At 68.0% G+C, this 23,418-nt stretch carries 21 protein-coding genes and 1 pseudogene; 13 read left to right on the forward strand and 9 right to left on the reverse strand.

Going from position 1 to position 23,418, the window contains the following annotated elements; all coding sequences use genetic code 11:
* Positions 1-176, forward strand: a pseudogene (locus tag QH195_RS26030) (proteasome accessory factor PafA2 family protein); the annotation flags it as partial.
* Positions 177-315: 139 nt separating this feature from the next.
* On the opposite strand, the gene QH195_RS26035 reads toward QH195_RS26030, so the two are convergent.
* A complete protein-coding gene (locus QH195_RS26035; RefSeq protein WP_280437348.1) occupies positions 316-1,971 on the reverse strand; it encodes a PH domain-containing protein in 1,656 nt (551 codons plus the stop codon).
* Positions 1,968-2,480, reverse strand: coding sequence for a PH domain-containing protein (locus QH195_RS26040; RefSeq protein WP_280423412.1), 513 nt, complete (start codon positions 2,478-2,480; stop codon positions 1,968-1,970). The genes QH195_RS26035 and QH195_RS26040 overlap by 4 nt, the downstream gene beginning before the upstream one ends.
* A 162-nt stretch (positions 2,481-2,642) precedes the next feature.
* Between QH195_RS26040 and QH195_RS26045 the strand changes: the two genes are divergently transcribed.
* The 5 genes from QH195_RS26045 to QH195_RS26065 all read left to right on the forward strand — a co-directional run bounded on the left by QH195_RS26045 (position 2,643) and on the right by QH195_RS26065 (position 9,784).
* On the forward strand, positions 2,643-5,222 hold the full coding sequence (locus QH195_RS26045; protein ID WP_280423434.1) for a bifunctional FO biosynthesis protein CofGH: 2,580 nt from the start codon (positions 2,643-2,645) through the stop codon (positions 5,220-5,222).
* A 381-nt stretch (positions 5,223-5,603) separates the two neighbouring features.
* Positions 5,604-5,927, forward strand: a complete 324-nt coding sequence (gene fdxA / locus QH195_RS26050) for a ferredoxin (protein ID WP_280423413.1) — start codon at positions 5,604-5,606, stop codon at positions 5,925-5,927.
* A 13-nt stretch (positions 5,928-5,940) separates the two neighbouring features.
* On the forward strand, positions 5,941-7,053 hold the full coding sequence (gene dapC, locus QH195_RS26055; protein ID WP_280423414.1) for a succinyldiaminopimelate transaminase: 1,113 nt from the start codon (positions 5,941-5,943) through the stop codon (positions 7,051-7,053).
* An 84-nt stretch (positions 7,054-7,137) separates the two neighbouring features.
* Positions 7,138-8,775, forward strand: coding sequence for an L-glutamate gamma-semialdehyde dehydrogenase (gene pruA / locus QH195_RS26060; protein ID WP_280437349.1), 1,638 nt, complete (start codon positions 7,138-7,140; stop codon positions 8,773-8,775).
* Positions 8,776-8,818: 43 nt separating this feature from the next.
* On the forward strand, positions 8,819-9,784 hold the full coding sequence (locus tag QH195_RS26065; protein WP_280437350.1) for a proline dehydrogenase family protein: 966 nt from the start codon (positions 8,819-8,821) through the stop codon (positions 9,782-9,784).
* Between the two features lie 95 nt (positions 9,785-9,879).
* Here QH195_RS26065 and QH195_RS26070 read toward each other — a convergent pair whose 3' ends face one another.
* Complete coding sequence (locus QH195_RS26070; RefSeq protein WP_280423417.1) at positions 9,880-10,746, reverse strand: oxygenase MpaB family protein; 867 nt, start codon at positions 10,744-10,746, stop codon at positions 9,880-9,882.
* Positions 10,747-10,873: 127 nt separating this feature from the next.
* Between QH195_RS26070 and QH195_RS26075 the strand changes: the two genes are divergently transcribed.
* The 3 genes from QH195_RS26075 to QH195_RS26085 all read left to right on the forward strand — a co-directional run bounded on the left by QH195_RS26075 (position 10,874) and on the right by QH195_RS26085 (position 13,585).
* Positions 10,874-11,512 carry a TetR/AcrR family transcriptional regulator gene (locus QH195_RS26075; protein ID WP_280423418.1) on the forward strand — a complete coding sequence of 213 codons (639 nt, stop codon included), beginning with the start codon at positions 10,874-10,876 and terminating at the stop codon, positions 11,510-11,512.
* Between the two features lie 200 nt (positions 11,513-11,712).
* Complete coding sequence (locus QH195_RS26080; protein ID WP_280437351.1) at positions 11,713-13,152, forward strand: acyl-CoA synthetase; 1,440 nt, start codon at positions 11,713-11,715, stop codon at positions 13,150-13,152.
* Between the two features lie 64 nt (positions 13,153-13,216).
* Positions 13,217-13,585 carry a PPOX class F420-dependent oxidoreductase gene (locus QH195_RS26085; protein WP_280423420.1) on the forward strand — a complete coding sequence of 123 codons (369 nt, stop codon included), beginning with the start codon at positions 13,217-13,219 and terminating at the stop codon, positions 13,583-13,585.
* A gap of 98 nt (positions 13,586-13,683) precedes the next feature.
* On the opposite strand, the gene dapD is transcribed toward QH195_RS26085, so the two are convergent.
* On the reverse strand, positions 13,684-14,631 hold the full coding sequence (dapD, locus tag QH195_RS26090; protein WP_280437352.1) for a 2,3,4,5-tetrahydropyridine-2,6-dicarboxylate N-succinyltransferase: 948 nt from the start codon (positions 14,629-14,631) through the stop codon (positions 13,684-13,686).
* A 61-nt stretch (positions 14,632-14,692) separates the two neighbouring features.
* On the opposite strand from dapD, the gene dapE reads away from it, so the two are divergent.
* The 4 genes from dapE to QH195_RS26110 all read left to right on the forward strand — a co-directional run bounded on the left by dapE (position 14,693) and on the right by QH195_RS26110 (position 18,419).
* Entirely contained in the window at positions 14,693-15,790 is a 1,098-nt protein-coding gene (gene dapE, locus QH195_RS26095) for a succinyl-diaminopimelate desuccinylase (RefSeq protein ID WP_280423422.1), read from the forward strand.
* Positions 15,787-16,365 carry a TIGR00730 family Rossman fold protein gene (locus tag QH195_RS26100; RefSeq protein ID WP_280437353.1) on the forward strand — a complete coding sequence of 193 codons (579 nt, stop codon included), beginning with the start codon at positions 15,787-15,789 and terminating at the stop codon, positions 16,363-16,365. The genes dapE and QH195_RS26100 overlap by 4 nt, the downstream gene beginning before the upstream one ends.
* Positions 16,366-16,602: 237 nt before the next feature.
* A complete protein-coding gene (gene folP / locus QH195_RS26105; RefSeq protein ID WP_280423424.1) occupies positions 16,603-17,484 on the forward strand; it encodes a dihydropteroate synthase in 882 nt (293 codons plus the stop codon).
* Positions 17,481-18,419 (forward strand): glucosyl-3-phosphoglycerate synthase, encoded by a 939-nt coding sequence (locus QH195_RS26110; RefSeq protein WP_280423425.1) that lies wholly within the window; start codon positions 17,481-17,483, stop codon positions 18,417-18,419. The genes folP and QH195_RS26110 overlap by 4 nt, the downstream gene beginning before the upstream one ends.
* 470 nt (positions 18,420-18,889) lie before the next feature.
* On the opposite strand, the gene QH195_RS26115 is transcribed toward QH195_RS26110, so the two are convergent.
* The 5 genes from QH195_RS26115 to QH195_RS26135 form a co-directional block, all read right to left on the reverse strand.
* Positions 18,890-19,585, reverse strand: a complete 696-nt coding sequence (locus QH195_RS26115) for a hypothetical protein (protein WP_280437354.1) — start codon at positions 19,583-19,585, stop codon at positions 18,890-18,892.
* Between the two features lie 303 nt (positions 19,586-19,888).
* The gene (locus tag QH195_RS26120; protein ID WP_280423427.1) at positions 19,889-20,749 is read right to left on the reverse strand and encodes a hypothetical protein; all 861 of its coding nucleotides are present in this window, start codon (positions 20,747-20,749) and stop codon (positions 19,889-19,891) included.
* Between the two features lie 51 nt (positions 20,750-20,800).
* Positions 20,801-21,217 carry a Sec-independent protein translocase protein TatB gene (gene tatB, locus QH195_RS26125; protein WP_280423428.1) on the reverse strand — a complete coding sequence of 139 codons (417 nt, stop codon included), beginning with the start codon at positions 21,215-21,217 and terminating at the stop codon, positions 20,801-20,803.
* 33 nt (positions 21,218-21,250) lie between these two features.
* Positions 21,251-22,792, reverse strand: coding sequence for a trypsin-like peptidase domain-containing protein (locus QH195_RS26130; RefSeq protein ID WP_280437355.1), 1,542 nt, complete (start codon positions 22,790-22,792; stop codon positions 21,251-21,253).
* 10 nt (positions 22,793-22,802) lie between these two features.
* On the reverse strand, positions 22,803-23,189 hold the full coding sequence (locus QH195_RS26135) for a hypothetical protein (protein WP_280437356.1): 387 nt from the start codon (positions 23,187-23,189) through the stop codon (positions 22,803-22,805).
* Between the last annotated feature and the right edge of the window lie 229 nt (positions 23,190-23,418).

Here is a 23,418-nt window from a genome sequence, read left to right on the forward strand (position 1 = left end):
ACGCCGAGCAGCGCCTCGCGGAGGAGGGGATCGGCGGGGATATCTACCTGTTCAAGAACAACACCGATTCGGCCGGCAACTCCTACGGTTGCCACGAGAACTTCCTGGTCGTACGGGCCGGTGAGTTCTCCCGGATCTCCGCATCGCTCCCACCCGCCACTGTCAAACCTGAGCTGTGTTTATTCGCGGCGCCTGCGGCGCCGCGGGTTTCGGCCCCCTGGCGGGCCGAAAACTTTCCGGGCCTCGCTGAACTCGGCACCGCCGTGGGTTGCGTTGGGTTCGGGCTGGTGCCGGTTGGTAAGGGCACTGGGTGGGCTAGAGATCCGGGGTGATCTTCTCGATCAGGGGGCGGACCTTGTCGAGGGGGATGTCCGGGATCGAATACACCTTCTTGCCGGCGGCGGTGGCGGCCGAGAGTGTGGCAAGACCGGCGCGGCGCTGCCAGAAGGTCTGCCGGACCGTCCAGCCGATGATGCCGGGTGCCTCCAGGCAGGAACGTTCCCGGTCGAGCGAGCCCGATCGGACCACCAGCCAGGTGGGTGCGCCGCCTTCCGCGGGCAGGACCGCGTGACCGAGGCCGCGGTAGCGGTCCTCGGCCAGTAGTGCGCAGATCGGGACGAGTGCGATCGGGATCAGCCACCACCACACCGCGACCTCCCATCCGGCGGCCGTGGGAATTGCCAACGCCACCAGGGCCAGTGGCACCGGCCAGCCTGCCCGGATATAGCGGCGGCGCCGCGCCGCCGGTCCGTGCGGGGTGAGCGGGATCCGGGCGGGCGCCTGAAGATGCGGTAGCGCGGCGGGATCCGGGGCAGGCTGATCACGCCGGGGTCGGAGCAGATCGGCGAGGGTGCGTTCGACGGCCGCCCGAGGCGACTGCGGCAGAATTTTCTGCCGGGGATTCTCGCCGGTCATGATCGCTTCGAGCTGGGCGGCACCGGCCGAGCGCAACAGCAGGGGCTCGATGATCGTGGCACCGCGCAACCGGGCCGTATCGAGGGTGATCTGCCGCAGCGTGAACAGGCCGCGCCGGACCTGCAGTGTGCTGCCGTAATCGGTGACCCGCAGCCGGAAGTAGGTGATCAGGTAGTGGGCACAGGCCGCCACGCTGACGACCACCACGAGGGCGGCCAGGAACAGTACGCCGAGGACGATCAGCGCCGCCACGCCGACACCGCGCACCGTATCCACGGTCTCCCGGTCCACCCGGATTTCGGACGAACCCAGGCCGAACTGGGCAGCGATACCGAGGGCGGAAGCGGCGAGGGCGAACCCGGTCAGCGACAGCGGCGCGTAGCGCACCCACTCCGCCCGCCAATGCCCGATTTCGCGGCCCGCCGCGGTGGAGGTTTCGCCTCCGGCGGCGCCACCTGCCGTGCCCGCGTGGACACCACCGGCGTCGGCGGGTGCGGTGGTGTCGTCCGGATCGAGTTCGAGTGCCGGGGGACCGTCGGCGGAGATATGGGGCCCCCGTGTGTGCGCGAGCAGTTCGGTGCGTAACGGGCGTACCTGATCGGCGGCCAGCGCGTCGAGTGTGAACCGGTCGTCGGCCCCGGCCTCCTGCCCGGTACCGATCACCACCGCGGCCAGCCCCAGGATCCGGTGCAGCGGATCGGCCTCGATATCCACCGACCGGATCCGGGCCCGTGGCACCGACAACCGTTTCCGCTGGACAACACCTGTGCGGAGTTCGACGTGGGTGGGACTCATCCGGTAGGTGGTGGTGAACCAGAGCGCGAGACCGTACGGCACCACGATGATCGGACCCAGCAGGCCCCACAACGGATTCCCGGAGCTCACACCGAGTACCGCGCCACCGACCACCGCCGGCAGGAACTTCACGATCGCCTGCACCGGATGCACCAGCAGCATCCGGCGATCCAGCCGCAGCCACGGTCCTTCACCGGTGGTCACGCCGGGCGGCGCGCTGGTGTCGGGACCGGCCACCGGCCGATCGTCGGCGCCACTCATGTTGCGTCCCCACGGTGCCGGGCCGCGACCTCGGTCAACTGCGCCACCGTCTTGTCGGCGAGCGACCGGTCGAGCAAACCGATACGAACGGCGCCCGCCGAGGAAGCCGTGGTGACGGTGATCGTCGAGAGACCGAGCAGCCGCTCCAGCGGCCCACGTTCGGTATCCACGGTCTGCACCCGGGAAATCGGCGCGACCCGGCTCTCCAGGGACAACCAGCCCACCCGGCTGTACACCGCCTCGTCGGTCACTTCCCAGCGGTGCACCCGATAACGCCATCGGGGCACTACGATCGTCGCCAGCACGGCAACGGGAACCACGACCACCGCCGCGGCCACCTGCCAGGGGCGGCGGTCGGGATCGAAAACCGCCCAGGCCACCAGCGCGGCGATGAGCACCAACCAGGTCAGGGCGATTTCCACAGTCCACAATGTCTTCGCGCGGGGACTGGGCCGCCGAGCGGGATCGAGCAGTGGATCGGTGGATCGAGGCGGACTGTCCGGCGACATGTACTCATGGTCGCACGCTTGTCCGGCGTTCGGACCGGCCAAGATCGAACGGCGGCCCGGTGGTCCCCGCGCACAGCTTCGACCTGCACGGAATAGCCCGCGATACAGCGGGGTTGTGAACGCTCGACGACCTGGGAGGAGACAGTTCCGGATGTGTACCGCATGATCGAGGGCGTGACCGAACTACCCGAACCGACCGTCCCGACCCCCGTGCCCACGCCGTCCGCGATGCGACGGGCGTTGCGCCGGGCGCGCGACGGGGTCACGTTGAACGCCGACGAAGCCACCGTGCTGCTGCACGCCCGCGACGCCGACCTGGCGGACCTGTGCCGTAGCGCCGCCCGGGTGCGCGACGCCGGTCTGGAGTCGGCCGGGCGACCGGCCACCATCACCTACTCGCGCAATGTCTTCATCCCGCTCACCCACCTGTGCCGGGACACCTGTCACTACTGCACATTCGTCACCGTGCCCGGCAAATTGCGCGCGCAGGGCCGCGGGATGTTCCTCGAACCCGACGAGGTGCTCGACATCGCCCGGCGCGGCGCCGAACTGGGATGTAAGGAAGCGTTGTTCACGCTGGGTGACCGGCCCGAGGCGCGCTGGCCCGAGGCCGCGCAGTGGCTCGACGAACGCGGTTATGATTCCACGCTGGACTATCTGCGCGCGGTCTCCATCCTGGTGCTGGAGGAGACCGGTCTGCTGCCGCATCTGAATCCCGGGGTGATGTCCTGGGAGGAGATCTCCCGGTTGAAACCGGTTGCCCAGTCGATGGGGATGATGCTGGAGACCACCTCGACCCGGCTGTTCACCGAGAAGGGCAACTGCCACTACGGCAGCCCCGACAAGGATCCCGCGGTGCGCTTGCGCGCGATCACCGACGCCGGGCGGCTCTCGGTTCCCTACACCACCGGAATCCTGGTGGGTATCGGGGAGACCATGGCCGAACGGGCGGATACGATCCTGGCGATCCGCAAGCAGCACAAGGCATTCGGTCATATCCAGGAAGTCATCGTGCAGAACTTCCGGGCCAAGGACGATACCGCGATGCGGCACGCCCCCGACGCCGATATCTCCGAATTCCTGGCCACCATCGCGGTGACGCGGCTGCTGCTCGGCCCGGATGTCGCGGTGCAGGCGCCGCCGAATCTGGTGTCCGGTGCGGAATGCCGGGCGCTGCTCGAGGCCGGTATCGACGATTGGGGCGGTGTATCGCCGGTGACGCCCGATCACGTCAACCCGGAACGGCCGTGGCCGAACCTCGATACGCTCGCCGAGCTCACCGCGAGCGCCGGATTCGAGCTGGTCGAACGTACCTCCGCGCATCCGAAATACGTCCGGGCCGGTAACCCCTGGATCGACCCGCGGATCGGCGTCCACGTCGCCGCGCTCACCGATCCGGAGACCGGGCTGGCGAAAGCGGACGCGCTCCCGGCCGGCCTGCCGTGGCAGGAACCCGACGAATCCTGGGAATCCGCGGGCCGGACCGATTTGAACACCGCCATCGATACAGACGGCCGCAATACCGATACCCGCAGCGATATCGACAATGCGTTCGGCGACTGGGACACCATCCGCGAACAGGTCCGCGATCTCGCCGCCGCGCCGCAGCGGCTGGACTCCGACGTACTGGCCGCGCTGCGTGCTGCCGAGAAAGATCCGGCGGGCCTGACCGACGCCCAATATCTGGCGTTGGCGACCGCGGACGGCCCCGACCTCGAAGCCGTCGCCGGTCTCGCGGATCAGTTGCGCCGCGATGTCTGCGGCGACGACGTCACCTACGTGGTGAACCGGAACATCAACTTCACCAATATCTGCTACACCGGCTGCCGGTTCTGCGCGTTCGCGCAGCGAAAAGGCGACGCCGACGCGTTCACCCTCAGCACCGACGAGGTGGCAGACCGCGCCTGGGAGGCGTACGTGGACGGCGCCACGGAGGTCTGTATGCAGGGCGGAATCGACCCGGACCTGCCGGTCACCGGATACGCGGACCTGGTGCGGGCAGTCAAGGCCCGGGTGCCGTCCATGCACGTGCACGCGTTCAGCCCGATGGAAATCGTCAACGGCGCTTCCCGCGGCGGCGAAAGCGTCCGGGACTGGCTGACCGCCCTGCGCGAAGCCGGGCTCGGCACCATTCCCGGTACGGCCGCCGAAATCCTCGACGACGAAGTTCGCTGGGTGCTCACCAAGGGCAAACTGCCCGCCTCGGCGTGGATCGACGTCGTCACCACCGCGCATCAAGTCGGCATCCGGTCGAGTTCGACCATGATGTACGGGCACGTCGACAATCCGAGCCATTGGGTAGGGCATCTGCGCGTACTGCGCGGTATCCAGGACGAAACCGGCGGTTTCACCGAATTCGTACTGCTGCCGTTCGTGCACCAGAGCGCCCCGCTCTACCTCGCGGGTGCCTCCCGCCCGGGCCCCACCAACCGCGACAACCGCGCCGCGCACGCCCTGGCCCGGATCATGCTGCACGGCCGGATCGACAACATCCAGACCAGCTGGGTGAAACTCGGTACCACCGGAACCCAGGTGATGCTGCGCAGCGGCGCCAACGATCTCGGGGGCACCCTGATGGAGGAAACGATCTCCCGGATGGCCGGCTCCCAGCACGGGTCGGCGAAAACGGTGGCCGAACTCACAGAAATAGCCGAAGGTATCGGCCGCCCCGTTCGCGAACGCACGACAACCTACGGAATCCCACCGAGCCGTGGGCCGGTTCCCGGCCTGGAACTGGTCTGAGCTGTGTTTTTTGCGGCGCCTGCGGCGCCGCAGGTTTTGGGCCATGGAGGTCGAAAACCTTCGATAGCCTCGCTGAACTCGGCGCCACCGCTGGTGGCGTCGGGTTTTTTGGAGGTGGAACCCCGTGCGTATCGGCGGATACCGCCGGTAGCCGTGCGAACTGCAGCGTTCCGTCCCGTCGCATTCGGTTCGCACCCTCGCGCCGCGGAGGCGGCTCCGAAATCACGGCCCCGGACGGTCAGCCCCCGGCGGCGGACAACATCCCCCGAAACGCACCGCAGAATATTAGGACAGGCTCACCGGGGGTAGCGTTCGGTGCACCAGGGATACTTGTGCGCGGGCGCAGTTACCCGGAGAAGAAGGAAGACTAGGAGAGCGGGAGTGACCTACATCATCGCCGAACCGTGCGTTGACGTGAAGGACAAGGCGTGCATCGAAGAATGCCCCGTGGATTGCATCTACGAGGGTGGCCGCATGCTCTACATCCATCCCGACGAATGCGTTGACTGTGGTGCGTGTGAACCGGTCTGCCCGGTGGAGGCGATCTTCTACGAGGACGACACCCCCGATCAGTGGAGCGGCTACGTGAACGCGAATGTCGATTTCTTCGACGAACTGGGTTCGCCCGGCGGCGCGACCAAACTGGGCAAGGTCGATTTCGATCCCCCGTTCATCAAGGAACTGCCGCCGATGGCCGAGGATTAAGAGCGTTCGGTAGATGAGCACTGAGGTAACGCATCGTCCCCGGGTGAGCGCGGCGCTGCCCGATTTCCCGTGGGACACCCTCGCCGACGTGAAGGCCGAGGCGGCAGCGCATCCGGGCGGGCTGGTCGATCTGTCGGTCGGTACCCCGGTGGATCCGGTGGATCCGCTGATCCGGGCGGCGCTGAGTTCGGTTGCCGAGGTGCCGGGGTATCCGACGACCCACGGCACCCCGGAATTGCGTGCACACGCGGTGGCCGCCTTGGCGCGGCGGTTCGGGATCACGGGTGTGGCCGAGGCGGCCGTGCTGCCGGTGATCGGGACCAAGGAGCTGATCGCCGGTCTGCCGCGGCTGCTGGGGCTGGGTGCCGCGGATCTGGTGGTGATTCCCGAGGTCGCGTATCCGACCTACGAGGTCGGTGGGCTGCTGGCCGGCACCCGGATTCTGCGCGCCGACGGGCTCACCCGGCTGGGGCCGGAAAAACCCGCGCTGATCTACCTCAATTCGCCGTCCAACCCCACCGGCAAAGTGCTGGGTGTGGAGCATCTGCGCAAGGTGGTGTCCTTCGCACGGGAACGCGGCGCGATCGTGGCCTCCGACGAGTGTTATCTGGGCTTGGCCTGGGACGAGCCGGCGGTGTCGATCCTCGATCCCAGGGTGTGCGATGGCGACCACACCGGCCTGCTCGCGGTGCATTCGCTGTCGAAGACCTCCAATCTGGCCAGTTACCGGGCCGGTTTCGTCACCGGCGACCCGGACCTCGTGGCCGAATTGCTGGAGGTGCGCAAACACTCCGGCATGATGGTGCCGTTCCCGATTCAGGCGGCGATGTCGGCGGCGCTGGCCGATGACGAGCACGAATCCGTCCAGCGGGAGCGTTACCGTGCGCGCCGCGAGATCCTGCGCTCCGCGCTGCTGGGCGCGGGTTTCCGGATCGACCACTCCGAAGCCGGCCTGTACCTGTGGTCCACCCGCGACGAACCCTGCCGTGACACCCTGGCCTGGCTGGCCGGCCGCGGTATCCTCGCCGCTCCCGGCGATTTCTACGGCCCCGCCGGTGCCCGGCACGTCCGCATAGCCCTGACCGCCACCGACGAGAGAATCGCCGCCGCCGCCGAACGTCTGTGAACCCGGCGCGTGCGGCGCAAATCAGCACAGCCAAAACCCGCGTCGGCGCAGTGCGACGCGAAAAAACAGGGCTAGCCTTGGGGTATGGACGCTGTCACAGTTGTCCCGACCCCCATGAACGAACCGGTGCACAGCTACGCGCCGGGCAGCCCCGAGCGGGCACGCCTGCTCGGCAAGCTGGCCGAGATCTCGGGCACTACCCTCGACATTCCGCTGGTCATCGACGGTAAGCACCGTCCCGGGATCGGCGAGCGCCGCGAGATCGCCGCTCCGCATCGGCACCGGCAGGTGCTCGGGACCTACACGAATACCACTCATGACGAAGCCGCCGCCGCGATCGAGGCGGCGACCGCCGCCGCCCCTGCGTGGCGCTCGCTTCCGTTCGACGAACGCGCCGCGGTGCTGTTGCGGGCCGCGGACCTGCTGTCCGGGCCGTGGCGGGAGACCTTGGCCGCGGCGACCATGCTGGGGCAGTCGAAATCGGCGGTGCAGGCCGAAATCGATGCGCCGTGCGAATTGGTCGATTTCTGGCGTTTCAATGTGTCGTTCGCCCGCGGCATTCTGGCGCAGCAGCCGCAGTCGAGTCCGGGGGTCTGGAACCGGCTCGATTACCGGCCGCTGGAGGGTTTCGTCTACGCGATCACCCCGTTCAATTTCTCGGCCATCGCCGGGAATCTGCCCACCGCGCCGGCTCTGATGGGCAATACCGTCGTCTGGAAACCGTCGCCCACCCAGACACTCGCCGCCTATTACACGATGAAACTGCTCGAGGCCGCGGGGTTGCCGCCGGGGGTGATCAATATGGTCACCGGGGACGGGAGAGAACTCTCGGAAGTGGCGCTCACCGATCCGCGGCTGGGCGGTATCCATTTCACCGGGTCGGCGCCTACGTTCCAGTATCTGTGGAGTCAGGTCGGCGCCAACCTCGGCCGGTATCGCGGATATCCGCGGCTGGTCGGCGAGACCGGCGGTAAAGACTTCATCGTCGCGCACCCCTCCGCGGACCCGGTCGCCCTGCGTACGGCGCTGATCCGTGGTGCCTACGAGTACCAGGGCCAGAAATGTTCGGCGGCGTCGCGCGCCTATCTGCCCCGTTCGCTGTGGCGGGATATGGGTGACGATTTCCTCGGAATCGCCGATTCGCTGAGCTACGGCGATGTCGCGGAACTGTCGAATTTCGGCGGCGCCCTGATCGATCGGCGCGCCTACGACAAGAGCGTGCGGGCGATCGAGCGGGCCCGTTCGGCGAATGTGCCGATCCCGGTGGGCGGCACCTATGACGACAGCGAAGGCTGGTTCGTCCGGCCGACCGTGCTGCTGGCGGAAGACCCCCGCGACGAATCGTTCGCCACCGAGTATTTCGGCCCGATTCTCTCGGTATATGTGTACGACGACGGTGCTCCCGGCGCCTGGGAGACCGTTCTGGCGGAAGTGGAATCCGCGGCCCCCTACGCGCTGACCGGGGCGGTTTTCGCGCAGGACAGGGATGCGGTCGAGGAGGCCTCCACGCGGTTGCGCTTCGCGGCCGGAAATTTCTACGTCAACGACAAACCGACCGGCGCCGTCGTGGGGCAGCAGCCGTTCGGTGGCGCGCGGGCCTCGGGGACCGACGACAAAGCCGGCTCCCCGCTGAACCTGCTGCGCTGGGTGGCGCCGCGCGCGATCAAGGAGACCTTCGTCCCGCACACCGATCACCGGTATCCCCATATGGAGCGAGGATGAGCCGGCGAACTCCCGTCGCGATGCGGTGCGGGCGGGAGGTCCGGTGAATCCGCTGCGCCCGGCGATCCTCGCGGCCGCCGGATCGGAACGGGTGAAACGGACGCTGACCACGAGCCCGGTGACCGCCGCTCTCGTCCGGCGCTTCGTACCCGGGGAGACGCGGTCCGAGCTGGTCACCGCGGCCCGGGAACTGCTGGCGAGCGGGCGGGCGGTGAGCGTGGATTTCCTCGGCGAGTACACCACCGATCGCGCGCAGGCCGATGCCGCGGTCGCCGAGTATCTGGCACTGATCAACGACCTCGCGGCACTGGATACCACGGCGGTCCCGGCCGGGGCGGCACCGCTGGAGGTCTCGGTAAAACTTTCCGCCCTCGGCCAGTGGCTGGGGCCGGACGGACCGGCGATCGCCACCGAGAACCTGCGTGTGCTCTGCACCAAGGCGGCGGAGGCGGGGGTATGGGTCACAGTGGACGCCGAGGACCATACGACCACGACATCCACACTCGCCGCGATCCGGCAGGTACGCCCGGACTTCCCCTGGCTGGGCACGGTGATCCAGGCGTATCTGTACCGCAGCCCGGACGATTGCCGTGACCTCGCGGACGCGGACGCGGGCGCGCGGGTGCGCCTGTGCAAGGGCGCCTACCGGGAGCCGGAGACAGTGGCCCACCAGCACCGCGCCGATGTGGACAGCGCGTATCTGCGCTGCCTGCAGGTGCTGATGCAGGGCGCGGCCCGGCCGCTGGTGGCAACACACGATCCCGCGCTGATCGCCGCCGCGACCGACCGCGCTACCGGGACCGGCCGCGATCCCGGCGAACTGGAGTACCAGATGCTGTACGGCATCCGCACCGACGAACAACAGCGGCTCGCCGGCCGGGGCGATTTCGTTCGCGTCTACATCCCCTATGGCAACCAGTGGTACGGCTACCTCATGCGCCGCCTCGCCGAGCGCCCCGCCAACCTCGGTTTCTTCCTCCGCGCCCTGGCGACCCCTGCGCGAACCTGACGCCGAACGCCGTGCTCCGATGTCGGTCCCCCGCCGCACATCCGTCCCCACGTGCCGAACCGGCGGCGCCGAAGGTGCCCGCAAATAAACACAGCTCAGACCAATGGTTTGCCCTTGCGCATGCGGCGGCGCATATCCCACAGGTAGTAGTTCATGGGGAACTGGCGTAGAAAGCGAGGCTGGAGTTTCAGACCGAAGCCGATGACCTTCATCGTCCGGTCGAACCAGCGCTGATTGCCCTCGGTCCAGTTCATGTACATCTTCTGGCGGATCTGCGGGGGCAGGCAGCCGGAGACGACGAACCGATGGAACTTGGCCGATAGCCACCGCACGGGTAGCGGCAGCATCTTCAGGTCGATGAGGTCGTTGAAGTAGGCGCGGGTGGTGTCGTCGATTTCGAGATTGTCCAGGTTGTCTTCCCAGAACTCCCAGAACGCGGCCCGGTTCGGCGGCCACATTTCCGGGCGTACCTGCAGGGTGGTGCCGAGCCGGATGCTGTGCGCGTAGAAGGTGTCGGCGGTCGCCTCGTCCATGGGGCCCTGGACTTTCTCCAGGAGGTCGACGAATCCGAAGTACAGGCAGGCAGCGACCCAGAGCTGGAGTTTGGGGTCGAAGGCGTTGTATTTGACCGGGCTGGTGGGTTTGGTGCGGATATGCCGGTGGGAGGTGTTGACCGCGAGCCGGTAGGCGTTGCGTTCCTCCTCGGTGCCCAGCATGGCGACCGACAGGTAGGTGAGGGTGGTGCGGAGTCGTTTGAACGGGTGCACCATCACGTTGCCGCTCTTGACGTCGCTCTCCATGACGCCGTAGGCGACCGGTCGCAAACCCAGCTGCATGATCACGTTCGCGGTGCCGCCGAGAAAGGCGGTGATTCCGACGATATGGTCCTCGACGTCGAAATCGGGGGCGTAGAGCGGGCGGGGTTCGGGTTCGCTCTGTGACATGGGCTGGGGAGCGGTCATCGGTGACCTCTTTCCTATGAGAAGATTATATGATAACCATCTCATTCACTCGATGTCGCGTCAACTGTCCGCGTAGTTGTGCGATGCTTACTGCGTCATTGCATCACCGAGCGCGAGAGGTGCCGAGATGGGTGCGCTGGCTCAATTGTTGCCACTGGTGCGATCGCCGCGCCGCGATCAAGACCAATCGGTGTTGGCCGCCGCGCTGCAGGCGTTTCTCGATTTCGGGATCAAGCGCACCAGCATGGTGGAGGTCGCGCGCCGGGGCGGGCTCTCGCTGGCGACGCTGTACCGCCGGTTCTCCAGTAAATCCGATCTGATCCAGGCCGTGGGGCTGGCGCAGACCCGCGATTTCATCGAGGGTGTCGATGCCGCGGTGCAACGGCAGATCGATCGCGATGCGGGGGCCGAAGCCCAGATCGTCGAACTGTTCGTGGCCTTTCTCGACGGGCTGCGCAGTAACCGGTTGCTGGACCGGTTGCTCGATACCGAACCCGAGATCGTGTTGCCCTACCTGACCACCAAGGGCGCCCCGGTTATCGAACTCGGCCGCGATTACCTCGCCGAGTTCGTCACCCGGCTGCAGGCCGAAGGAAAATTGCCGGCCTACGACCCGCTGCCGGTGGCCGAAATGGTCGCGCGGACCGCATTGTCGCTGGCGCTGACTCCGCAGACGGTGATTCCGCTGGACGACGAGGTCGCCGTCCGCAAATACGCGCGCGATCATGTGGCGGTCTCGTTCCGGGTGCCGATCACGGATTCCTGAATTCGAATCGAGCTGTTTCGCATTCCTACCCGGCAAGCACCGTTCGGAGACTGCGAAGGTTGCCCGTTCACCATCTCGCCGTGTCACAAAGGTGTCAAGCGTCGCCGGGCGAAACAGCCGCGGCTGTCCCGGTCACCGGCACACTTCGCGGCCGGGTAGGTCGGCGTAGCCGCGGGGTTGGCGGGCAGTAGGTTGGGCGCATGTCCCTCGCGCCGCGTCTGCTCCGATCGCTGGACCCCCTGGCCGTCGCCGCGGGAGCCGATATCCCCGACGCCGTCACGATCGACGGAATCGCCCTCTCTCGCAGTGATCTGCTCGGTGCGGCCACTTCGGTGGCGGAACGGATCGCGCGCGCGGAACGGGTCGCGGTACTGGCCCGCCCCACGGCATCCACCGTGCTCGCCGTCATCGGCTGCCTGATCGCCGGGGTGACCGTGGTCCCGATACCGCCCGATTCCGGTACCGCCGAACTCGACCATATGCTCGCCGATTCCGGGGCGCAGGCGTGGCTGGGCGAGGCGCCGGAAGGTACCGCGCTACCGGTGGTCCCGGTCCGTCAGCACGCCCGGTCCTGGCATACCTACCCCGAGCCCGACCCGGCCGCACCTGCGTTCGTGCTCTACACGTCCGGAACCACCGGCCTGCCGAAGGGCGTGGTGCTGAGCCGTCGCGCGATCGCCGCGGGCCTGGACGCGCTCGCCGAGGCCTGGTCGTGGACCCCGGCCGATGTACTGGTGCACGGTCTGCCGCTGTTCCACGTACACGGCCTGATCCTGGGTCTGCTCGGCCCGCTGCGCGTCGGCAGTCCGCTCGTGCACACCGGGAAACCGACGCCCGCGAACTACGCCGCGGCCGCGGGCACCATATATTTCGGCGTGCCCACGGTCTGGTCCCGGATCATCGAGGATCCCGACGCCGCGAAGCAACTGAGCGCCGCCCGGCTGCTGATCTCCGGTAGCGCACCGCTGCCTGCGCCGGTGTTCGAGCGGCTCGCCGAACTCACCGGTCAGGCGCCGATCGAACGCTACGGGATGAGCGAAACAATGATCACGCTCTCCGCGCGGGCCGACGGCGAACGCCGGCCGGGCTGGGTCGGGATACCGGTGCAGGGCGTGCAGACCAGGCTGCGGGACGAGGCAGGACAGCCGGTGCCGCACGACGGTTCGAGCATCGGAGGACTGCAGGTCCGTGGTCCGATGTTGTTCGACGGATATTTCGGCCGTCCGGAAGCCACCGCCGAATGCTGGACCGAGGACGGCTGGTTCCGCACCGGTGATGTAGCGGCGATCGACGCGAACGGATTCCACCGGATCGTCGGCCGGGAATCGGTGGACCTCATCAAATCAGGCGGGTACCGAATCGGCGCGGGCGAGGTCGAGACCACCCTGCTCGGCCACCCCGGTGTCGCCGAGGTGGCGGTGGTCGGATTGCCGGACGCCGATCTCGGCCAGCGGATCGTCGCATTCGTCGTCGCGCGCGAAACCGCGCCCGGCGAACAGGAACTGATCGACTATGTTGCCGGAGAACTCTCGGCCCACAAACGGCCGCGGGAGATCCGATTCGTTGCGTCTCTGCCACGCAATGCCATGGGCAAGGTGCAGAAGAAGCAACTGAACAGGGTCGTAACACCGGGCGAGTAAGCGCGTGGGCGCAGGCCTTCCGGATATTGACCTCAACCGGACTCGAGGTCCTACCGTCGGTCCCATGAACGCGACGCTCAGCCCCGAACAGCTCGACTATCTGGCCGGGCAACGGCTCGGCCGGTTGGCCACCGTAGCTCCCGACGGGGCGCCCCAGAACAACCCCGTCGGGTTCCGGTACAACCCCGACCTCGGCACCATCGATATCGCCGGCTGGAATATGGGGCGCTCACGCAAGTTCCGCAACTTGGCGAAGAACAACCGGGTCGCGTTCGTGGTCGACGATATCGCCTCGGTCCAGCCCTGGCGGGTGCGCTGCCTGGAGATCCGCGGCACCGCCGAAGCGCTCACCGAAACCGCCACCTACATAGGAACCGAACCCGGGGAACTCATTCGCATCCACCCGGAACGAGTGATCGCCTTCGGAATCTGAGATACGGCGAGCCGTTCACCGGCCGCGCTCCGCGTAGGGGAACCCGCGTCCAGGTTACGACCTGCCCGCGGGTCCAATTCTCGGCCCCGGCTCGCTGGTCAGTTGTGCGCGTGCAACGCTTCGTTCAGTTCGATCCCGGTACCAGAGCGGGGAACGACCTCCACCGCACCGGTTTGCGAATTACGCCGGAACAGCAGATTGTTCGTGCCGCTCAGTTCGGCCGCCTTGATCACCTTGCCGTCCGGCGTGGTGACCTTCGTACCGGCGGTGAGGTAGAGGCCCGCCTCCAGCACGCAATCGTCGCCGAGCGGGATGCCCAGGCCCGAGTTCGCGCCCAGCAGCGAGCGTTCGCCGATCGAGATGACGGTGGTACCGCCCCCGGACAGCGTGCCCATGGTGGACGCGCCGCCGCCGATATCGGAGCCGTCGCCCACGACGACGCCCGCCGAGATGCGGCCCTCCACCATGGAGGTGCCGAGAGTGCCGGCATTGAAGTTCACGAAACCCTCGTGCATGACGGTGGTTCCGGCCGCCAGATGAGCACCCAGCCGGACCCGGTCGGCGTCACCGATGCGAACACCGGCGGGGACGACGTAATCGACCATGCGCGGGAACTTGTCGACGCTGTACACGGTCACCGGACCGCGGGCGCGCAATCTGGCCCGAGTGGTTTCGAACCCTTCCACCGCAGCCGGCCCGTGGTTGGTCCAGACGACATTGGCCAGCAGGGCGAACTGCCCCTCCAGGCTCACCGAATGCGGGCGAACCAGGCGATGGGACAGCAGGTGCAGGCGCAGGTACACATCGTGCGCGTCGACCGGGGCCGCGGACAGATCGGCGATGGTGGTGCGAACGGCGATCACCTCGACACCGCGCGCGGGGTCGGGGCCCACCAGATCGGCCAGTTCGGCGGGCGCCTCGGCGAGCCGCTCGGTACCGGTCTCGGTGAACTCGCCCAGCTGCGGGGCGGGGAACCAGGTATCCAGAACGGTTCCGTCCGTGGTCACGTTGGCGATGCCGATAGCGCTTGCTCCCTGAGTGCTCACGACACCGCAGCCTACCCACCAGCGTCTCCGAAGTGGTGCGGCACCTCTACGCTCGTATCCCGTGACCCTCGACTTGCACGCCGATCCCGTCGCGCTGACCGCGGCCCTCGTCGATATCCCGAGCGTGTCCCGGGAGGAGGCCGCGATCACCACCGCCGTCGAAACGGCGCTACGCACCCAGACCAGCGGTTTCGAGGTGGTGCGCCACGGCAATGTGGTACTCGCCCGGACCGACCGGGGCCTGCCTACCCGGGTGGTGCTCGCGGGCCATCTCGACACGGTGCCGATCGCGGACAACGTACCGGGCCGGTTCACCGTCGAGAACGGGTCCGAGGTGCTCTACGGCTGCGGTTCGGTCGATATGAAATCGGGAGATGCGGTATTTCTGCACCTGGCCGCCACCGTCGCCGAACCCGCGCACGACCTGACCCTGATCTTCTACGACTGCGAGGAGATCGCCGCCGAATTCAACGGCCTGAACACCATCGAACGGGAACTTCCGGAATGGCTGGACGCGGATCTGGCGATTCTGGGCGAACCCTCCGGCGGCTGGATCGAGGCCGGCTGCCAGGGCACGCTGCGGGTCCGGTTGAGTACGGCCGGTGTGCGGGCGCATTCGGCACGGTCCTGGCTCGGGGACAACGCGGTCCACCGCCTGGCCCCCATCTTGGCCCGGCTGTCGGAGTATCGGGCGCGTGAGGTCGATATCGACGGCTGCCGCTACCGCGAAGGTCTGTCGGCGGTGCGGATCGAGGGCGGAGTGGCCGGCAACGTGGTGCCGGATGCGGCCGCGGTGGAGGTGAATTTCCGGTTCGCGCCGGACCGCACGGTCCAGCAGGCCACCGAACACGTCCGGGAGGTGTTCGCGGGCCTGGAATCGGAGTTCACTGTGACCGACGCGGCACCCGGCGCGCTGCCCGGGCTCACCGCCCCCGCGGCGAAGGGACTCGCCGATGTGGTCCGGGCGCACGGTTCGGCCGGTATCCGCGCCAAATACGGCTGGACCGATGTCTCCCGATTCGCCGCCCGCGGTATACCGGCGGTGAACTTCGGCCCCGGCGACCCCAATCTCGCGCATAAACGCGACGAACACGTACCGCTGGCCCAGATCACCGCTGTCACCGAGATGCTGCGCGCCTACCTGGAGGGTAACCAGTGAACCCACGACCGTTCGCACTCTGCGTGTACTGCTCCGCGAGTACCGCCGACCCCGACAACCTGACCCTCGCGGCCCGGGTGGGGACCGAGATCGCCCGGCGCGGCTGGCAACTGGTCTCCGGCGGCGGGCATGTGTCGATGATGGGCGCGGTGGCCACCGCGGCCCGCGCCGGCGGTGCCAACACCATCGGCGTCATACCGAAACATCTGGTGCATCGCGAGGTCGCCGATGTCGACTCCGACGAACTGGTGGTCACCGACACCATGCGCCAGCGCAAACAGGTGATGGAAGACCGCGCCGATGCCTTCCTCACGCTGCCCGGTGGTATCGGCACGCTCGAAGAGTTCTTCGAGGCCTGGACCGGCGGTCACCTCGGCCAGCACACCAAACCTATGGCGATTCTCGACCCCGGCGGCCACTACACCGGCCTGTTCACCTGGCTCGCCGAGCTTCACGACCGCGGTTTCGTACCGCAAGAGGCCCTCGACCTCATCACCGTCACTGCCGATCTGACCGAAGCGTTCGCGGCCCTGGATCCCGGCACGTCCCGGAAACCGGGTCTGCACGCGGTCTGACTACGTCTTCCCACCGGCACCGACGAGCCACCCGGCCGTACAGGTAGGTTTCCGGTGCGAGCTCGTCCGAACGCGCCCGCCGGCGCCGCCGCGTTCAGTGAGGCTTTCGGCGGTTTCCGGGGCCGAGTGGCAGGCAGCCCTCGGTGCGATGCGGCGCGGCCGGGCGTTCCGGGGCCGAACGATGACGGTGAGGGGGCCGGAACCCGGGCTCCGCGGCCGCGCAAATAAGCTCGGATCATGTTCGATCCTGTCCGTCCGTCGCCGACATTGTGCGGCCGGGCGGTGGCGACGGACCGCGCGCTGGTCATGGCCATTGTGAATCGGACCCCGGATTCGTTCTACGACCGGGGCGCCACCTTCGATGACAGCGCTGCGCTGGCGGCGGTGGACCGGGCCGTGGGCGAAGGCGCCGACCTCGTCGATATCGGTGGAGTGAAGGCGGGCCCGGGGGAGACGGTGGACGCCGCGGAGGAATCGCGTCGCGTGGTGCCGTTCGTCGCGGCGATCCGGGCGAAGTATCCCGAATTGCTGATCAGTGTCGATACCTGGCGTTCGGAGGTCGCGCGGGCCGCGGTCGCCGAGGGCGCCGATCTGATCAACGACACGTGGGCGGGGGCCGATCCGGAACTGGTACCGGTGGCCGCGGCCACCGGGGCGGGGATCGTCTGCAGTCATACCGGCGGCGCGATACCGCGCACTCGCCCGCACCGGGTTCGTTATGCCGATGTGGTGGCGGAGGTGACCGATACCGTGGTGCGGGCCGCGGAGGCGGCGGTGGCAGCGGGTGTACGCAGGGACTCCGTGCTCATCGACCCGACCCACGACTTCGGGAAGAACACCTACCACGGGCTCGAACTGTTGCGCGCAGCGGACGTTCTTGTAAAAACCGGGTGGCCCGTCTTGATGGCGCTGAGCAACAAGGATTTCATCGGAGAGACATTAGGTGTCGGACTTTCCGAACGGCTGGAGGGCACATTGGCAGCAACTGCGTGGGCCGCGGCGGCCGGTGCCCGCGTTTTCCGGGTGCACGAGGTCGCCGCGACCCGGCATGTGGTCGACATGATTGCCGCGATCCAGGGTATCCGGCCCCCGGTACGAACTCTGCGAGGTCTCGTATGAAACTCACACACCACGAGCCCGGCTGGGCCACGACGAATACCTGGGACACCCCCCAGTGGGCGGTGGCCGATCTGATCGCCGCCAAGGCCGGACGTACCGTTTCGGTGGTGCTGCCGGCGTTGAACGAACAGGACACGGTCGCCGATGTGGTGGCCAGTATCCGGCCGCTGCTGGGCAGCCTCGTGGACGAGCTGGTGGTCCTCGATTCGGGTTCGACGGATGCGACCGCCGAACGTGCCCGCGCGGCCGGCGCCGAGGTGGTCAGCCGGGAGCAGGCCGTGCCCGAACTCGAACCCGTACCGGGCAAGGGCGAGGTCCTGTGGCGTTCGCTGGCGGTGACCAGCGGCGATCTGGTGGCCTTCGTCGACTCCGATCTGATCGACCCGGATCCGGCCTTCGTGCCGAAACTGCTCGGTCCCCTGCTGACCACCCCGGACCTGCATCTGGTCAAGGCCTACTACCGGCGCCCGCTGCGCCACGGCGGTGAGGTGGACGCGCACGGTGGCGGGCGGGTCACCGAACTGGTGGCGCGGCCGTTGCTGGCCGCGCTGCGACCAGGCCTGACATCGGTACTGCAACCGCTGGGCGGGGAATACGCGGGCACCCGGGAACTGCTCACCGCGGTACCGTTCGCGCCCGGGTACGGAGTCGAGATCGGGCTGCTGCTCGATACCTACGACCGGCTGGGCCTGCCGGCCATCGGCCAGGTCAATCTGGGGGTACGGACGCACCGCAACCGCCCGCTGGCCGATCTCGGAGTGATGAGCCGGCAGATCCTGGGCACCGTCCTGGCCCGCAGCGGGGTGCCGGATTCGGGCGCGGCGCTCACCCAGTTCCCGCTGGTCGGCAACGAGTTCACACCCCACAGCACCGCCGTGGACCTGGTCGACCGGCCGCCCATGAACACGATCCGCCCGGACGTGGCCGCCGCCTGAGCTCCGGCGTGGGCGCTGAGTGAGTCCGGACCGCGTGGCCGTCGCCGGGGTGCGGTCTGCCCAGGCGGTTCAGCACTGAGCCGCCGCGCCGCCGGGTGCGACTGTGATGCGATCCTGCACAGCCGCCAAGTGCTCCCGGTCGGGATTTCGCGGAGTCCCCGAAGTACGGGTGAAAGTCACAGGAGTGCCGAAATTGTCAGGTCGTGGTCGACGGCCGCGCCGCCGATGATGCCTGGCGTATGGGATGGGACGTTTCCAGCCCCCCCAAAAAAATCGGGCGACGCGTGTGTCGGCTTCCTCCGCTCAGCGGATTGGCGGGGGCGCCGCTGTCGATAGCGCGACGCGCGGTGTATCGCAGCCGCGGGACCGCCCGAGGCGCCGGTGCCGAGGTCTCGGGGGGAATTCTGGCTCGCTGCCCGAGACCGCGATGAAATTCGATACGCGGGCGTCGTGTGGTTTCGGACGGTTGCCTATGACGGCCGATCGTCCGTGGACTTCTCCGCGTTCCGCGCCGTGCCGTCGGGTTCGGACCCGGCCACGTCCTGACCGGGTTCGGGCTCGTCCTGCGCGGTCGTACCCGATTGTCCTTCCACGGCCGTGTGTTCGGTGGACTCCGTCAGGCTGCCGGTGGTGGTTTCGCCGTGGGTTGCGGTAGCACCCTCGACTTCGGCCTCACCGCGAACGGCCGCCCTGCCGGTCCCGGCTTCCGGGGTTCCGGCCTCGGAGCTCGTGCCGGTTTCCCGAGTTGTCTCCGGCTCGGTTCCGGCCGCCCGAGCGGCCCTGGTCGACTCGGCAACCTCGCGGCCCGTGGCCGACGCGGATTCGGGTGCGGGCCCGGACTCGGTGGTCGGCGATATTCCGGTGGTGTCCTCGGCTGCCGACGGAGGTGGTGCGGTCGCTGTCGCGGCGCCGGATGTCGATTCGGCAGGGGGCTGATCGGTGGCGGCGGACGGTTCCGATTGCGGTTCCGACTCGCCGACCGGATGGGCGCCGGGCTCCGCGGATCCGTCCTGTTCGTCTTCCAGGCGGGCCTGGAGTTCGGCGACCGTGACGTACTCGGTGTCCGCCGACCCCGGACTACGCAACCAGAGGACCACCGAGACCAGCAGTCCGGCTACGACCAGAACCACCGCCACGATGATCAACGCGTCCACCTGCGCCTCCACGAATTACCTTGTCGGAGCCAGACATCGCCAGGGGTGCTGTGCGCACCTATCGGTGCGAAGCGGTTTCACGGTTACCGAACATTCCGCCGAATTCGGCAAATGCGGGCGGTTGGCCGTGTAAACCAGCACCAGCGCCAGAGTAGCAATATCGTTGACAGGCCAATATTCGTTGTCGCTATCGACGATTCCGGGCGTGTCGGGAATTGTCCGCCGGGTGCGAATTCGCCGCGCTCGCCGAAAGCCGGAGGTGCAGTGTCCGGCGATGCCGGAATATTGCAATCGGTGGTACTGCCGAGGCAGTGATCAGCGGCGCTGGCGCACCGGCCGTAGCCGCGAATCGACCGGGTCGTGCAGGTAGACCGGTGTCAGCAGATCCGCGTCGACCGGCTCCCCGGTCCCGCGTTCGTAACGGACCCCGATCAGCACCGAGAACCGGCGGTTGCCCGCCCGCTCGTGCAGGGTGGCCAACCGGGTGGCCAGCAGCCGGACCGCACCGAGTGAACCGGGCGGATGCAGGCCGTCGATCACCAGAACGGTGCCCCGGCCGTCGGGCCGCGGCAGGCGGGCCAGGTAGGCGATATCGTGCGGGTCCGGGCTGGCCGGCCGGTAGATACGGCGGGCGGCTCGATCCTCGATACCGCGCCGCCCGTCGCCGGGCCGGGCCACCGCTCGCCGCAGCCGCGGATCGCCCGCGATGAGCTGGCGCAGGCTCGGCGACAGTTCCGGGCCACTGAGCACGATGAGACCGTCGCGCAGGAGATCCACCGGGCGTCCGGGCGCGAAAGGTTCGATGGTCACTCCGAAGCCCAGCTCTTTGAGCTGTTCGGCGAGCCGCGGCGCGGCGGCCGGATCCGGTGCGCCCATCAACCGGCCTGCACGCGTGTCCGGGACCAGCAGAGTGAGTGGGCCGTGGCCGAAGAACAATCCCTCCGGTGCCGGGCCCTGCGTACTGACCTGATGGATACGGGCGCGGGAAAGCCCCGCGGCGGCCCCTATTCTGGCGAAAGTCCACCCCTCGGCGTGCAACTCCCGGATTACCGCACGTCGAATTCGAGTGAGCTCGTTGATGGTTTGCTGAGCCGCTGCGACACCCTCCGTTGCGGCCTTGAGTCGCTCGACTTTGTCCTCGATCGCGAATATTCGCGCCACGTCATCGGCCGACATGTGCGAAGTGTAGACATCAGGCCCCTGAACGGCGTCTAGAGCAGTTGACGATCAGGTGGCGTCGGTGTCGATCGGCGGACGCTCATTGTGCTCGAGTGGTTTATTCTGTTGCGCCCGCGGGTAATCTGGCATCCCGCTGGCGGCGCCGAGAACATTCCTACTGTCCGGCAGGGAACCGTCGAGGTCTTTGAAAAGGGAATCGTCGCCGTTCAGAAGATGTTTGGTCACCACCGACCGCGGAGACATCCCACGTAATTCCTGGAGATCGGCGATCGGCTTTCGCAGCTCGTCGAATTCCGGCCCGAGTTCGGAGCGCAATTGCGACGTCGCGCCGGTCGCGTAATCGCGGACTTGGCGCAATGTGCGCGCAGTCCACCGCGCGGCGCCGGGTAACCGTTCCGGGCCGAGGATTACGAGGGCGGCGACGAGTAGGACGAGCATCTCGCCCCACCCGATACTGCTGAACACCCCATCAGGTTACCCGGCGTCGCGGGCGATGGATCAGTCGGAGGCGAGCGTCACGGGAATGTCCACCTGCCGGCCTTCCCGGATGAGCTGGACGTTCACCGTCTGGCCGATATCGTTGCTCTGCACCGCCACGACCAGTTCGTCGGGGTTGGTGACCTCCCGGTCGCCCACGCGCACGATCACATCGCCCTCGACGATCCCGGCGTTCGCCGCCGGGCTCCCCGGCTGCACATCGGCGACTTCCGCACCGCTCATGACCTCGTTGGCGACGGTTTTCTGGCGGGCGCTCACGCCGATCACCGGGTGGTGGATCGAGCCGTCGCGGATGAGGGTCTGTGCGACCTCGGTCATCTGGTCCACGGGAATCGCGAAGCCGAGCCCCACCGAACCGCCGCTCTCGCTGCGGATCGCGGTGTTGATGCCGATGACCCGGCCGTCCGCGTCCACCAGCGCGCCACCGGAGTTACCGGGGTTGATCGAGGCGTCGGTCTGCACCGCGTCGATCACGGCCTTCGTATCGCTGCCTTCGCCCTCCAGTTTCACGGGGCGGTGCAGGGCGCTGACGATGCCCGAGGTCACCGTCTTGCTGAGGCCCAGTGGCGAACCGATGGCCAGAACCGCGTCGCCGACCTGGACGTCGCCGGATTTGCCCAACTCCGCAACAGTGAGATTTTTCACATCCACCTTGAGGACCGCGAGATCGCTCTTCGGGTCCCGGCCCACGATATTGGCCGGTGTGCGGGTGCCGTCGGAGAACGTGATCTGGATCCGGGCCCGGCCGGAGGTATCCTGTGCCGCCATCGAGACCACGTGGTTGTTGGTGACGATATAGCCGTTGCCGTCTATGACGACCCCGGACCCGGTGGCGCCGTTCTCGCCGACGGTGGTGCGGATGGAGACCACCGAGGGCAGTACGGCGTCGGCGACCTGCGCGATCGGGCCGTGCGGCTGCTCGCTGTCGCTCTGTTCCAGGCTGACCTTGCGGGAAGTCAGCGTAGAGGCGGTCTCCGCCGTCAGCCGGCCGACGAGGCCGCCGACCAGGCCTATCGCCAGCGCGATCGCAGCCAGTATCAGCAGGGCGCGCGGCGCGACCCGGGAACCGAACAGGACCTGCCGGGCCGAAAGCTTCGGTGCCTGCGGCATTTCCCGGGCGGACGGCGTCGACAGCGCGGGTGCGCCCAGCCGGGCCTGCGCATCGGGATCGCGCCACGGGTCCGCCGGACCCGCCACCGGGGGCGTTTCGGTATCGGCGTCCGGATCGCGCTGGAGCAGCTCGGTGGACCCGGGCGGCCGGCCGAACGCTTCGGCCAATACCGCGGCCGGGGGGCCCTTGGGCGCGGTACCGGCCGGCCGGGTGTCGTTACGGCCGTTGCGCGGGGCGAACGAGCCGGACTGCCCGGCCGGGCGGCGGAACGCATGCGCGGTATGTGAGTCCACATGGGGCCGGTAGACCGGGCGTGGGGCCAGCACCGGCGCGCCGGGCGGGCGCAGCGTGCCGTTATCGGCCGTCGTGCCGTTTTCGTCCGCCGAATCAGGAGTATTGGCAGGGGAATTGTGCGTCGATTCGGAACTCACGCGGCAAACTCTACTTGCGCCACCACGTCGACCACCGGAAGCTGTCGAAGGTCGCGGAAAAGGACTGGCCGGAAAACCCGAATACCGCCTCGTTACGTGGATTTCCGGGCGAATTCGTCCCGGTGGCCGGTTCGGCGAGTGGAATACGTGACAGGCTGTCGTGCAGACCGGTGGGCACCGAGACCTGAGTGGCCCGGCGCAGTGCGATCCGGGCCTGCTGCTGCGCCTCCACCTCGGCGGCGCATTCCGGGCACACCGAAAGATGCTGAGCCGCCCGCAGATACGGATTCATTCGCAGTTCACCATCGACATAGGCGGCGACCGCCTCGCTCGCCAGATGTTCGGTGGAGTGGAACTGCGGGGGACGACGACCGGGCGTACTGGAGTCGCCACTCATTCGCTGTCCATCCTTCCCAACCGACATCGCTGACCGCCGGGACCCCGGGGGCCCCGCGGGCGGGGGCGCCCCCCCCCCCCCATCCCCCCCCCCCCCCGCGCCCCCCCGGCCCTCCCCGCCGGCCACCCGGGGGCGCCCGGCCAGGCCGGGGTGGGCTACGCCGCCCACCCGGGCGGCTATACCGCCGGCGCCCGGTTCCGGGCCCGCCGTGGCCGGACCGGAATCCAGC

The organism is Nocardia carnea (genome assembly GCF_029868855.1).
Lineage (GTDB): Bacteria > Actinomycetota > Actinomycetes > Mycobacteriales > Mycobacteriaceae > Nocardia > Nocardia carnea_A.

Excerpts from the sequence above, each read along its gene's own strand:
- QH195_RS26035 (WP_280437348.1), bottom strand. The coding sequence starts at position 1,971 with ATGAGTGGCGCCGACGATCGGCCGGTGGCCGGTCCCGACACCAGCGCG.
- QH195_RS26040 (WP_280423412.1), bottom strand. The coding sequence starts at position 2,480 with ATGTCGCCGGACAGTCCGCCTCGATCCACCGATCCACTGCTCGATCCC.
- QH195_RS26045 (WP_280423434.1), top strand. The coding sequence starts at position 2,643 with ATGATCGAGGGCGTGACCGAACTACCCGAACCGACCGTCCCGACCCCC.
- dapC (WP_280423414.1), top strand. The coding sequence starts at position 5,941 with ATGAGCACTGAGGTAACGCATCGTCCCCGGGTGAGCGCGGCGCTGCCC.
- pruA (WP_280437349.1), top strand. The coding sequence starts at position 7,138 with ATGGACGCTGTCACAGTTGTCCCGACCCCCATGAACGAACCGGTGCAC.
- QH195_RS26070 (WP_280423417.1), bottom strand. The coding sequence starts at position 10,746 with ATGACCGCTCCCCAGCCCATGTCACAGAGCGAACCCGAACCCCGCCCG.
- QH195_RS26075 (WP_280423418.1), top strand. The coding sequence starts at position 10,874 with ATGGGTGCGCTGGCTCAATTGTTGCCACTGGTGCGATCGCCGCGCCGC.
- QH195_RS26080 (WP_280437351.1), top strand. The coding sequence starts at position 11,713 with ATGTCCCTCGCGCCGCGTCTGCTCCGATCGCTGGACCCCCTGGCCGTC.
- QH195_RS26085 (WP_280423420.1), top strand. The coding sequence starts at position 13,217 with ATGAACGCGACGCTCAGCCCCGAACAGCTCGACTATCTGGCCGGGCAA.
- folP (WP_280423424.1), top strand. The coding sequence starts at position 16,603 with ATGTTCGATCCTGTCCGTCCGTCGCCGACATTGTGCGGCCGGGCGGTG.
- QH195_RS26110 (WP_280423425.1), top strand. The coding sequence starts at position 17,481 with ATGAAACTCACACACCACGAGCCCGGCTGGGCCACGACGAATACCTGG.
- QH195_RS26120 (WP_280423427.1), bottom strand. The coding sequence starts at position 20,749 with ATGTCGGCCGATGACGTGGCGCGAATATTCGCGATCGAGGACAAAGTC.
- QH195_RS26135 (WP_280437356.1), bottom strand. The coding sequence starts at position 23,189 with ATGAGTGGCGACTCCAGTACGCCCGGTCGTCGTCCCCCGCAGTTCCAC.